This window comes from Stenotrophomonas sp. (assembly GCF_059505245.1).
The window spans coordinates 1-11,508 of the sequence record NZ_JCACKF010000003.1; the positions used below are offsets into that span (position 1 = coordinate 1).

The following is an 11,508-nucleotide window of genomic DNA, read 5'->3' on the forward strand; positions in this document are numbered from 1 at the left end:
GGGTGGGTCCGGTTGCGGGAGTGTCCGCGGCATGGATGCCGCGGCCAAGCCCCCAGGGACGGGTTTACGGCGTCTCCCGCAACCGGACCCACCCGCCTACCCACGGATAGCCAGCTTTTGCCGTTGACGTTGATTCGGCAGGTGCAGGGCTGCAAGCCCTGCCGCCCCCCTACCTGCGCGGCGCAAGCTGCTCGAGCATTTCCCAGGACTTCAGCCCGCGCGCGCCCAGGTGATGGGCCAGCACCCGCCGCATCGGCAGGCGCAGGCTGGCCAGATCGGCGGCATCCGGTTCTTCGTCGGCCGCAAGGGCCAGCAGCGCCGAGCCAGTGGCCGCCGCCCGGCGCTCCCCGCCACGCTCGCTCAGCAGGCGCTGCGCCCCTTCCTGCGGGTCCAGCTCGTAGCGCGCCGCCGGGTCGATCGGCTGGCCATCACTGGCACTGTCCAGGTCGAAACCCAGGCCCAGCGCGGACAGCAGTTCGCGCTCGAAACGGCGCAGGGTCCAGGCCAGGCCGGCACCGACCGCCAGCCGCGCGCGTGCCTCACCGTAGGCGAGGTACAGCTCCGGCAGCGGGTCCTGGCGCGGGGCCAGGCGCAGGGTCAGTTCACTCAGGTAGAAGCCGGCCAACATCGCCTGGCCGACCAGGCGTGGCGCGGCATCCAGCGCCTCGGCGCCCCGCAGCTGGGCCAGTTCACCCCGCTGCTGGGCACTGAAGCGGATCCACTGCAACGGCTGCAGGGCGGCGCGCAGCACCTGGCCCTTGGCGGTGGACACGCCACGCGCCAGCAGGCCGATACGGCCATGCTGCGCGCTCAACACTTCGACCAGCAGGCTGGTCTCGCGGTAGGCCCGTGCGTGCAGCACGAAGCCGGTGTCGTCCTCGATCATCATCGAAGCGACCGTCGCGGCTTATTCGTAGCCGAAGGCCTTCAGCGCGGCCTCGTCGTCGGACCAGCCTTCACGCACGCGCACCCAGGTTTCCAGGAACACCTTGGCCCCGAACAGACGCTCCATCTGCAGGCGGGACTTGGCGCCGATCTCCTTCAGGCGGGCGCCGCCCTTGCCGATCACGATGGCCTTCTGGCCCTCGCGCTCGACCCAGATCACCGCACCGATGCGCAGCAGGTTGCCATCCTCGGTGAAGCGCTCGATCTCGACGGTGGTTGCGTACGGCAGTTCCTCGCCGAGCTGGCGCATCAACTGCTCGCGCACCAGTTCACCGGCCAGGAAACGCTGGCTGCGATCAGTGATCTCGTCCTCGCCGAACATCGGCGGGGCTTCCGGCAGCAGCTTCAGCACGTCGCGCACCAGCGCTTCCAGGCCGTTGCGCTTCTGCGCCGAGATCGGGTGCACGGCGGCGAAATCACGACCTTCGGTCACCTGCTGCAGGAACGGCAGCAGCGCGCCCTTTTCCTTCAGGCGATCGATCTTGTTGACCACCAGCACGACCGGGATGCCGGCGTCGCGCAGCACGTTGAACGCCAGGCTGTCCTCTTCATCCCAGCGACCGGCTTCGATCACCAGCAGGCCGGCATCGACGCCTTCCAGCGAGCCACGCGCGGCGCGGTTCATCACCCGGTTCATCGCCCGCTTCTGCACCTTGTGCAGGCCGGGGGTGTCGACCAGCACCAGCTGGCCTTCCGGATAGGTGGCGATGCCCAGCAGGCGATGGCGCGTGGTCTGCGGACGGTTGGAGACGATGCTGACCTTGGCGCCGACCAGGGCATTGGTCAGGGTCGACTTGCCCACGTTCGGGCGGCCGATGACGGCCACGCTGCCGCAATGATGGGGAGTTTGTTCGCTCACTTGGAATCCAGTTGTTCTAGGACGGCCGCAGCCGCCTGTTGTTCGGCAAGCCGCCGCGAGGCGCCTTCGCCCTCGGTGCTGGCGGCCGGGTCGGCTACGCTGCAGCGTACCCGGAAGTGCTTGGCGTGGTCGTCACCGGATTCTGACACCAGTTCATACTGCGGCAACGCCTTCTGTCGGGCCTGCAGCCATTCCTGCAGGCGGGTCTTGGGGTCCTTCTCGGGCCGGCCGGAGGCCGGCAGTGCCTCGATCGAAGCGCTGAACCAGGGCAGTACCACCGCCCGGCAGGCCTCGAAGCCGGCATCCAGGTAGATCGCAGCCACCACGGCTTCCACCGCGTCGGCCAGGATCGAATCACGACGGTGGCCGCCGGACTTCATTTCTCCCGGACCCAGGATCAGTCGATCGCCCAGTTCCAGGGTGCGCCCGATCACCGCCAGCGCGCCTTCACGCACCAGCTCGGCGCGGGCACGGGTCATCGCGCCTTCGTCAGCCTTGGGCCAGCGCTGGTACAACGCCTCGGCCGCCATCATGTTGACGATGCTGTCGCCCAGGAACTCCAGGCGCTCGTTGTGTGGCGCACCGGCACTGCGATGCGTCAGCGCCTGCTTCAGCAGCGCCGGGTCGCGGAAGGGATGACCGATCAGGTCACCACGTTGGAAAGGTTTATTCGGCACCGCTTCGGGTCAGGTCCTGGGATGAATCGAATTTGCCAACCACGTCCAGGTTGCCGACCAGCGGACGGCGCACTTCGTAGTTGACCTTGAGGGTCCAGCCATTGTCGCGGCGGTCGAACTTCACGTTGGCCGGCTTCACGTTTTCCGAGTAGTTGATGTACAGCCGCTTGAAGAACAGATCCTGGATCCGGGCCGGTTCCATGCTGCCCACACCCGGCTCGTTGGCCAGGCTCTTCATCGCCGAGCGCACCGCGTAATACTCCTGGTACATCGGGAACAGCTTCATGCCGATGTAAAGGAAGAAACCGACCACGATCAGGACCGCCAGGAACGAGGTCAGGGTCATGCCACGCTGCGTGTTCATCGTCTTCATTGCGTTCTCCCCAGATACGCGTTGGATGTGAAAATACTCGGTTGATGCCCGATCAGTTGATGCTCGAGCCGATCCGCGACGGCTCGAAGCCATCCTTGCAGAACCAGCCCTGGCAGTTCAGCCAGATCAGGAAGGCCTTGCCGCGCAGGTTTTCTTCCGGCAGCAGGCCCCAGAAACGGCCATCGTCGCTGTTGTCACGGTTGTCGCCCATCACAAGGTACTTGCCGGCCGGCACGGTCCACTGGCCCTGGCCACGCGGATAGTCGGTCTCCAGCACGGTGTGGGTACGACCCGGCAGGTGTTCGACCAGCAGGTTGGCACCCTCGCCCTGGCCCTTGTGGCCTGCATAGATGCCCTTGTTGTCGTACTTCAGCGGTTCGCCGTTGAGGATCACGCCGTCGCCTTCGAAGACCACGGTGTCGCCCGGCACGCCGATGACGCGCTTGATGAAGTTCTCACCCTTGGCCGGATCGTTGTCGCTGTGGCCGGGGAAGTGGAACACCACCACGTCGCCGCGCGACGGCTCGCCAAACGGCACGATCTTGGTGTTGCTGATCGGCAGGCGCAGGCCGTAGGAGAACTTGTTGACCAGGATGAAGTCGCCGATCAGCAGGTTCGGCATCATCGAGCTGGACGGGATCTTGTACGGCTCGGCGATGAAACTGCGCACGATCAGCACGATCGCCAGCACCGGGAAGAACGCACGCGAGTAATCCACCAGCACCGGCTCGGAGTCGAGCAGGCCCGCGCGCTGGGCGCGACGCTTGGCGAGGTACAGCTTGTCCGCGAGCAGGATCAGGCCCGAGGCCAGGGTCAGCACGACCAGGAGGATCTCAAACAGTTTCATTCAGGGTCCTTTGCAACGTCACCAGACGACCGGCCCCGCAGGGCCGGTGCGGGCCTTACTTGTTGTCCATCTGCAGGACGGCCAGGAACGCTTCCTGCGGAATCTCCACGCGTCCGACCTGCTTCATGCGCTTCTTGCCTTCCTTCTGCTTTTCCAGAAGCTTCTTCTTGCGCGAAACGTCGCCACCATAGCACTTGGCCAGCACGTTCTTGCGCATGGCCTTGACCGTGGTGCGGGCGATGATCTGCGAGCCGACGGCGGCCTGGATGGCCACGTCGAACATCTGGCGCGGGATCAGGTCCTTCATCTTCTCGCACAGCTCGCGGCCACGTCGGTCAGCGTGGCTGCGGTGCACGATCAACGACAGCGCATCGACCTTGTCACCATTGATCAGCACGTCCACGCGCACGAACGGGCCTGCGTCGAAGCGCACGAAGTGGTAATCGAGCGAGGCGTAGCCGCGGCTGACCGACTTCAGCTTGTCGAAGAAGTCCAGCACCACCTCGGCCATCGGCAGCTCGTAGCTGATCTGCACCTGGCTGCCCAGGTAGTTGATGCCGATCTGGCTGCCGCGCTTTTCTTCGCACAGCTTGATGATGTTGCCGATGTACTCCTCGGGGGTGAGCACGTTGGCGCGGATGATCGGTTCGCGGATTTCCTCGACCTGGTTCACCGCCGGCAGCTTGGCCGGGTTGTCCATGTTGATGATCGAGCCATCGGTCTTCAGGACCTCATACACCACCGTCGGCGCGGTGCTGATCAGGTCCAGGTTGTATTCGCGCTCCAGGCGCTCCTGCACGATTTCCATGTGCAGCATGCCCAGGAAGCCGCAGCGGAAGCCGAAGCCCATCGCCTCGGAGCTTTCCGGCTCGAAACGCAGCGCGGCATCGTTCAGGCGCAGCTTGTCCAGCGCTTCGCGCAGGTCCGGGTAGTCTTCGGCATCGACCGGGAACAGGCCGGCGAACACGCGCGGCTGCATTTCCTGGAAGCCCGGCAGCGGCTTCGGCGCCGGATCGCCGGCCAGGGTGAGGGTGTCGCCGACCGGCGCGCCATGCACGTCCTTGATGCTGGCGGTGACCCAGCCCACTTCACCGGCACGCAGCGCCGGCAGCACCTTGCGCTTCGGCGTGAACACGCCGACGTTGTCGACCTGGTGGTTGCGGCCGGTCGACATCACCTGCAGCTTGTCACCGGCCTTGATCTCGCCCTGCATCACGCGCACCAGCGACACCACGCCGAGGTAGTTGTCGAACCACGAGTCGATGATCAGCGCCTGCAGCTTGTCGGTGTCGCGCGGCGCCGGCGGCGGAATGCGGTGCACGATCGCTTCCAGCACGTCCTGCACGTTGAGGCCGGTCTTGGCACTGACCGGCACGGCGTCGGAGGCATCGATGCCGATCACGGCCTCGATCTCGGCCTTGGCGCGCTCGATGTCGGCGGTGGGCAGGTCGATCTTGTTGATCACCGGCACCACTTCCAGGCCCTGCTCCACGGCGGTGTAGCAGTTGGCCACCGACTGGGCTTCCACGCCCTGCGCCGCATCGACCACCAGCAGCGCGCCTTCGCAGGCGGCCAGCGAGCGGCTGACTTCATAGGAGAAGTCGACGTGGCCGGGGGTGTCGATGAAGTTCAGGTGGTAGGTCTGCCCGTCCTTGGCCAGGTACGGCAGTGACACCGACTGCGCCTTGATCGTGATGCCACGCTCGCGCTCGATCGGATTGGAATCGAGCACCTGCGCTTCCATCTCGCGGGCCTGCAGGCCACCGCAGAGCTGGATGATGCGGTCGGCCAGCGTGGACTTGCCGTGGTCGACATGGGCGATGATGGAGAAGTTGCGGATGTTCCGCATCGAATCAGAAGACATAGGTGGCGGCGGCGCGCGGCGTCGTCAGGGTAACGGTCGATTATCGCACGCCCAGCGCCCGGCCGCGAAAACCGGCTGCCGGGCACCGGCCCGGAACGACCGAAGCCCCGCCGGGGCGGGGCTTCGGGGGAGGCCCAGGGGCCGCCGGAGCGGCCCCGGCAGGCCCTACTGGCCGGCCTTGACCGCCACGAAGGCGCTGTTGCCATTGGCCGTGCGGACCAGCAGCATGACCACGTCGTCCTTCTTGAAGCTGGACAGCGCCCGGTTCAGGGCATCCACACTGCCGACCGCGACGCGGCCGACCTGCAGGATCACCATGCCCGGCGACAGGCCGGCATCACGCGCCGCCTGGCCCTTGACCCCGGTGATGCGCACGCCTTCGTTGCCGTTGAGCCCGAACTGCTTGCGCTGAGCTGCGCTCAGGTCGCTCACGTCCAGCCCCAGCAGGGCATTGGCCCCGGTCTGCGGCGCCGCCTCGGCACCGCCGGCCGACGGCCCGCGGGCACTGGCCTGCCCGTCTTCACTCAGGGCGGTCAACGTGGCACTGAGGTCATGCGGCTTGCCGTCGCGGTACACCACCAGGTTCACCTTGCTGCCCGGCGCCATCGCACCGATCAGCGGCGGCAGGTCGGACCAGCTGTTGACCGGGCTGCCGTTGACCGAGCGGATGACGTCGCCCACCTGCACGCCGGCCTTGGCGGCCGCACTGCCGGCCACGATCTGGTTGACCAGGGCGCCACGGCTGTCCGGCAGGCCCAGGCCCTGCGCCTTCAGCGAATCGATCGGCTCCACGACCGCGCCGAGCTGGCCGCGGGTGACCTTGCCGCTCTTCTTGATCTGCTCCACCGCGCTCATCGCCAGGTCGATCGGGATCGCGAAGCTGATGCCCATGTAGCCGCCGGACGCGGAGAAGATCTGCGAGTTGATGCCGACCACTTCGCCGCGGGTGTTCAGAAGAGGGCCACCGGAATTGCCCTGGTTGATCGCCACGTCGGTCTGGATGAACGGCACATAGCGCTGGTCGGGGCCACCCGTACTGCGGCCGACGGCGCTGACCACGCCGGCGGTGACAGAATGGTCGAGGCCGAACGGCGAGCCGATCGCGACAACCCACTGCCCCGGCTTCAGGCTGTTGGAGTCACCCACGCGCACGGTTGGCAGGTTCTTCCCGTCGATCTTCAGCAGGGCGACGTCGTACTGCTGGTCGCTGCCCACCACCTTGGCGGTGAACTCACGGCTGTCGCCCAGCTTGACCTTCACGTCACTGGCGTCGGCCACCACGTGGTAGTTGGTCAGCACATAGCCATCGGGCGAGATGATGAAGCCCGAGCCCATGCCACGGCCCTTGATGCTGGGGCCACCGTCTGGCCCACCCGGCCCCTGCCCCGGCATCGGGAAGTCGGGACCAAAGAAGCGGCGGAAGAACTCCGGCATGTCATCGTCGCCCATCGGGCCGCGCGCGGCCTGGCGGTTGTTGCGGACGATGGTGGTGTCGACGTTGACCACGCCCGGGCCGACCTGTTCGACCAGGTTGGTGAAGTCGGGCAGGCCACTGACCAGCGGCTGCGCCGGTGCCCGCGCGGCCGCGGCTGGCGCGGGCTGGGTCTGCGCGACGGGCGCCGGCGCCTGTGCGCAGGCCACCAGGGGAAGGGTCAGGGCCAGCAGGCCAATGGCCTGCGTGCGGAGTCGGGGAGTCATCGGACGGCAACCTCCGGGTCGGGTGGAAAGAGGAATACGGGCCCCGCCGACGGCGGGGCGTGAAGGCGCCCGGCTCAGTCGCGCGGGCGCGGCGGCACCGGCAGGTCATCCTGCAGGCGCGGCTCGAACGGATAGAACGCGGCACTACCGGCGTGGGCCGGGAAGCTGGCATTGAGCGCGCCGCCAGCGGCGGGCGCCAGGCTGGAGCGCGGCCATGGCCGGGCCTGCAGCCCGCTGACCTCGCCGAACGGCAGGTTGCGGTTGGCGTTGGCCGGCACGGTCGGGGTCAACGGTGCCTGCACGGCCGCGATGGCGCGCTGCGAAGTGTCGTCGCGCTGGGCGGCACGCGCGGCCTGCTGGCTGCGCGTAGCGCTGGCACGGCGGGCGTCCTGGCGGCGGCCCGCCGCGGCCATCGCTACGGCCGGCGCAGCAGCCACGGCCACTGCGGCCGTGTCCACCGAAGCCTCGGTGACTGGGGTCGGCGCGGCCGGTGCCGGCGTCAGTTCCGCCTGGCTGGCGATCACCTGCGGCGCCTGCGGTTCACCCGGCGTCGCCTCCTTCAATTTCTCGCCGCCGATGAACAGGGCGACCGCGGCGACCGATGCGGCCAGCGCAGCACCGCCGCTCCAGGCGCGCCAGCCACTGCGACGCACCTGGCGACGCGGCTCGGCCTGCGGCGTCGGCTCTGCCGCAATGGCGGCCGCAACGGCGGCACTGAAGCCGGCCGGTGCCAACGCCGGGGCCTGCCCGCGCATCACGTCGCCCAGCAGCTGCCAGCGCTCCTGGCAGCCGGCCAGTTCGGGGTCGTGTTCCATCCGGCGCAGCAGGAAGCGCGCTTCATCGGCACCCAGCTCGCCATCGACCAGGGCCGACAGCTGCTCGCGATGGCGCTGGTCCAGGCGCTGCCCGGCGGGCGATTGATGGTTCTGCGATTCGTTGAACGGATTACTGGTCATACGCGGCTCTTCTCACGGGTGGCGCTGCCGATGTCCAACAGCGGCCGGAGTTCGGTGTCGATCGCCTCGCGCGCCCGGAAGATCCGGGAACGCACGGTGCCGATCGGGCACCCCATCTTCTGCGCGATATCCTCGTAGCTCAGGCCTTCCACCTCGCGCAGGGTGATCGCCGACCGGAGTTCCTCCGGCAGCGCGTTGACGGCCTTCATGACCGTCTGTTCCAGCTCCTGGCGCATCAACTCGCGCTCGGGCGTGTCGGTGTCCCGCAGGCGGGTACCGCTGTCGAACTGCTCGGCGTCACCGATGTCGATGTCATCGGTCGGCGGACGACGATTGTGTGAAGCCAGGTAGTTTTTGGCGGTATTCACGGCGATTCGATGCAACCAGGTTGAGAACTGGGCATCGCCACGGAAACTCCCGATCGCGCGGTAGGCACGGATGAAAGTGTCCTGGGCGACGTCCTGACATTCGCTCCAGTCGGCGATGTAGCGACCGACCAGGGCCACGACCCGATGCTGGTACTTGCGCACCAGGACATCGAACGCGGCACTCTCGCCGTGCTGCACGCGCCGGACCAGCTCCAGATCCAGCTCCTGAGGTGTATCAACATCGGCCATGAGGGGCCGCACTCCTGTCAGCCCAACCGACGTCGGGCAATGAGACTGCCAATCCCGGGAAAAGTTCAGTCGCCGATCACCTGGCGCCGCACCAGCTTTTAACCACCATTCGGTTAGCGTCCCGATCCACGGCCATGGATCCGGGGGCGCCACTCCCCTGCTATTGGGATTTGACGCGGGGGAAACAACCTCTGGATCATAGCCGCTTCTCCATACACAACCGGATGGAACGTCCATGCTCTCAGGCTTCGATGGTCTCCGCTTCAGCCACTGGCACCCCGAGATCCGCGACGACGGCGTGGTGGTTCTCTCCCTGGATCGCCAGGACAGCAGCGTCAATGCGATGTCGCAGGACGTGCTGCTGGAACTGGGCGACCTGCTTGAGCGCATTGCCCTGGACCCGCCCAAGGGCGTGGTCATCCAGTCGCTGAAGAAGGCCGGCTTCATTGCCGGTGCCGACCTGAAGGAGTTCCAGGAATTCGACCGTCGCGGCACCGTCAACGACGCGATCCGGCGTGGCCAGGCCACCTACCAGAAGCTGGCCGAGCTGCCCTGCCCGACCGTAGCGGCCATCCACGGCCACTGCCTCGGCGGTGGCACCGAGCTTGCCCTGGCCTGCCGCTATCGCGTGGCCTCCAATGACAGCAGCACCCGCATCGGCCTGCCGGAAACCCAGCTGGGCATCTTCCCGGGGTGGGGTGGCAGCGCCCGCCTGCCGCACCTGGTGGGCGCCCCGGCAGCGATGGACATGATGCTGACCGGCCGCACCCTGTCGGCCTCGGCCGCGCGTGGCATCGGCCTGGTCGACAAGGTGGTGGCACCGGCGGTGGTGCTCGACACGGCCGTTGCACTGGCGCTGTCCGGCACCACCCGCCCGTTCAAGCAGCGCGCCACGGCCTGGGCCACCAACACCTGGCTGGCACGCACGCTGCTGGCACCGCAGATGGTCAAGCAGGTCGCCCGCAAGGCGAAGAAGGACCAGTACCCGGCGCCGTACGCACTGATCAGCACCTGGCAGCGCAGTGGCGGCAAGCCGATCCAGGCCCGCCTGGACGCCGAGCGGCGTGCCGTGGTGAAGCTGGCCAGTACTCCGACCGCGCGCAACCTGATCCGTATCTTCTTCCTCACCGAACGCCTGAAGGGCCTCGGTGGCGGTGATTCCGGCATCCGCCACGTGCACGTGGTCGGCGCCGGCGTGATGGGCGGCGACATCGCCGCGTGGGCCGCCTACAAGGGCTTCGAGGTGACCCTGCAGGACCGCGAGCAGCGCTTCATCGACCCGGCCATGGAACGCGCGCAGGCGCTGTTCGCCAAGAAGGTGCGCGACGAGAGCAAGCGCCCGGCCGTGGCCGCGCGCCTGCGTGCCGACCTGGAAGGCAACGGCGTGGCCGAGGCCGACCTGGTGATCGAGGCAATCATCGAGAACCCCGAAGCCAAGCGTGCGCTGTACCAGACGCTTGAGCCGAAGATGAAGCAGGACGCCCTGCTGACCACCAACACCTCGTCGATTCCGCTGGTGGAACTGCGCGACCACATCCAGCGCCCTGCGCAGTTCGCGGGCCTGCACTACTTCAACCCGGTAGCGCAGATGCCGTTGGTGGAGATCATCCATCACGACGGCATGGCGCCGGAGACCGAGCGCCGCCTGGCCGCGTTCTGCAAGGCGCTGGGCAAGTTCCCGGTGCCGGTAGCCGGCAGCCCGGGCTTCCTGGTCAACCGCGTGCTGTTCCCGTACATGCTGGAAGCGGCCACCGCGTATGCCGAGGGCATTCCGGGCCCGGTGATCGACAAGGCCGCGGTGAAGTTCGGCATGCCGATGGGCCCGATCGAACTGATCGATACCGTCGGCCTGGACGTGGCCGCCGGCGTCGGCCGCGAACTGGCGCCGTTCCTGGGCCTGCAGATCCCGGCCGCACTGCAGACGGTGGAACCGGACAAGCGCGGCAAGAAGGATGGCCAGGGCATCTACACCTGGGAGAACGGCAAGCCGAAGAAGCCGGACGTGGCCAGCGACTACAAGGCCCCGGCCGATCTGGAGGACCGCCTGATCCTGCCGCTGTTGAACGAGGCGGTGGCCTGCCTGCACGAGGGCGTGGTGGCCGACGCGGACCTGCTGGATGCCGGCGTGATCTTCGGCACCGGTTTCGCACCGTTCCGCGGCGGTCCGATCCAGCACATCCGTGCGGTCGGTGCCGATGCGATCGTCGAGCGGTTGAAGGCGCTGCAGCAGCGCCATGGCGACCGTTTCGCGCCGCGCCCCGGCTGGGACAACCCCGTCCTGCGCGAACCGGTGGTCTGAGTTCATCGGCCGGGCCTGCGGCCCGGCACCCGCAGAGGCAACGTCAAGTTCCACAGCAGAAGCCAGAGCCGGAGCAACAGCCGGCTCTGGCTTTTCTATTTGTTGGGCGGGGCGGTGTGGGCAGGCGGGACCGTTCGAAAAACCCGCCATGGGGGGGCGGATGCGCCCTCCAAGGCCCCCACCGTGGGGCCTGCCCAACCCCCCCCCACGCCGACAACAAAAGGGTAAAAAAACAGCCACCCAACAAAAAAAAAACCCCCCAAAAAAAAAAAAAAAACCCCAAAAACCAAAAAAAAAAAAAAAAAAAAAAAAAAAAACAAAAACAAAAAAAAAAAAAAAAAAAAAAAAAAAAAAAAAAAAAAAAAAAAAAAAA

11 protein-coding genes are annotated in these 11,508 nt (G+C 66.9%); 2 read left to right on the forward strand and 9 right to left on the reverse strand.

The window, feature by feature from the left end:
• Positions 1 to 169 precede the first annotated feature (169 nt).
• From recO to rpoE, 9 genes are all read right to left on the reverse strand, one after another.
• Positions 170 to 889: a DNA repair protein RecO gene (recO, locus tag AC5JLE_RS02010; protein WP_049418795.1), complete on the reverse strand. Its 720-nt coding sequence runs from the start codon at positions 887 to 889 to the stop codon at positions 170 to 172.
• A gap of 18 nt (positions 890 to 907) precedes the next feature.
• Entirely contained in the window at positions 908 to 1,804 is an 897-nt protein-coding gene (era, locus tag AC5JLE_RS02015) for a GTPase Era (RefSeq protein ID WP_005410599.1), read from the reverse strand.
• Positions 1,801 to 2,481 (reverse strand): ribonuclease III, encoded by a 681-nt coding sequence (gene rnc, locus AC5JLE_RS02020; RefSeq protein ID WP_241884312.1) that lies wholly within the window; start codon positions 2,479 to 2,481, stop codon positions 1,801 to 1,803. The genes era and rnc overlap by 4 nt, the downstream gene beginning before the upstream one ends.
• Positions 2,471 to 2,854, reverse strand: a complete 384-nt coding sequence (locus tag AC5JLE_RS02025; RefSeq protein ID WP_014647998.1) for a DUF4845 domain-containing protein — start codon at positions 2,852 to 2,854, stop codon at positions 2,471 to 2,473. The genes rnc and AC5JLE_RS02025 overlap by 11 nt, the downstream gene beginning before the upstream one ends.
• 52 nt (positions 2,855 to 2,906) lie before the next feature.
• Positions 2,907 to 3,701 carry a signal peptidase I gene (gene lepB, locus AC5JLE_RS02030; RefSeq protein WP_014038087.1) on the reverse strand — a complete coding sequence of 265 codons (795 nt, stop codon included), beginning with the start codon at positions 3,699 to 3,701 and terminating at the stop codon, positions 2,907 to 2,909.
• 55 nt (positions 3,702 to 3,756) lie between these two features.
• Complete coding sequence (gene lepA, locus AC5JLE_RS02035; protein WP_032958997.1) at positions 3,757 to 5,550, reverse strand: translation elongation factor 4; 1,794 nt, start codon at positions 5,548 to 5,550, stop codon at positions 3,757 to 3,759.
• Between the two features lie 180 nt (positions 5,551 to 5,730).
• Positions 5,731 to 7,263 (reverse strand): DegQ family serine endoprotease, encoded by a 1,533-nt coding sequence (locus AC5JLE_RS02040; RefSeq protein WP_014648000.1) that lies wholly within the window; start codon positions 7,261 to 7,263, stop codon positions 5,731 to 5,733.
• Positions 7,264 to 7,337: 74 nt separating this feature from the next.
• Entirely contained in the window at positions 7,338 to 8,219 is an 882-nt protein-coding gene (locus AC5JLE_RS02045) for a sigma-E factor negative regulatory protein (protein ID WP_164167699.1), read from the reverse strand.
• Positions 8,216 to 8,836 carry an RNA polymerase sigma factor RpoE gene (rpoE, locus tag AC5JLE_RS02050; protein WP_014038091.1) on the reverse strand — a complete coding sequence of 207 codons (621 nt, stop codon included), beginning with the start codon at positions 8,834 to 8,836 and terminating at the stop codon, positions 8,216 to 8,218. Before rpoE ends, AC5JLE_RS02045 begins: the two co-directional genes overlap by 4 nt.
• A 235-nt stretch (positions 8,837 to 9,071) precedes the next feature.
• Between rpoE and AC5JLE_RS02055 the strand changes: the two genes are divergently transcribed.
• On the forward strand, positions 9,072 to 11,135 hold the full coding sequence (locus AC5JLE_RS02055; RefSeq protein WP_496064975.1) for a 3-hydroxyacyl-CoA dehydrogenase NAD-binding domain-containing protein: 2,064 nt from the start codon (positions 9,072 to 9,074) through the stop codon (positions 11,133 to 11,135).
• Positions 11,071 to 11,508: hypothetical protein (locus tag AC5JLE_RS02060; protein ID WP_496064976.1), on the forward strand; the 438-nt coding region annotated here is incomplete at its 3' end. The genes AC5JLE_RS02055 and AC5JLE_RS02060, both read left to right, overlap by 65 nt.

Excerpts from the sequence above, each read along its gene's own strand:
- lepB (WP_014038087.1), bottom strand. The coding sequence starts at position 3,701 with ATGAAACTGTTTGAGATCCTCCTGGTCGTGCTGACCCTGGCCTCGGGC.
- AC5JLE_RS02045 (WP_164167699.1), bottom strand. The coding sequence starts at position 8,219 with ATGACCAGTAATCCGTTCAACGAATCGCAGAACCATCAATCGCCCGCC.
- AC5JLE_RS02025 (WP_014647998.1), bottom strand. The coding sequence starts at position 2,854 with ATGAAGACGATGAACACGCAGCGTGGCATGACCCTGACCTCGTTCCTG.
- lepA (WP_032958997.1), bottom strand. The coding sequence starts at position 5,550 with ATGCGGAACATCCGCAACTTCTCCATCATCGCCCATGTCGACCACGGC.
- AC5JLE_RS02040 (WP_014648000.1), bottom strand. The coding sequence starts at position 7,263 with ATGACTCCCCGACTCCGCACGCAGGCCATTGGCCTGCTGGCCCTGACC.
- recO (WP_049418795.1), bottom strand. The coding sequence starts at position 889 with ATGATGATCGAGGACGACACCGGCTTCGTGCTGCACGCACGGGCCTAC.
- AC5JLE_RS02055 (WP_496064975.1), top strand. The coding sequence starts at position 9,072 with ATGCTCTCAGGCTTCGATGGTCTCCGCTTCAGCCACTGGCACCCCGAG.
- rpoE (WP_014038091.1), bottom strand. The coding sequence starts at position 8,836 with ATGGCCGATGTTGATACACCTCAGGAGCTGGATCTGGAGCTGGTCCGG.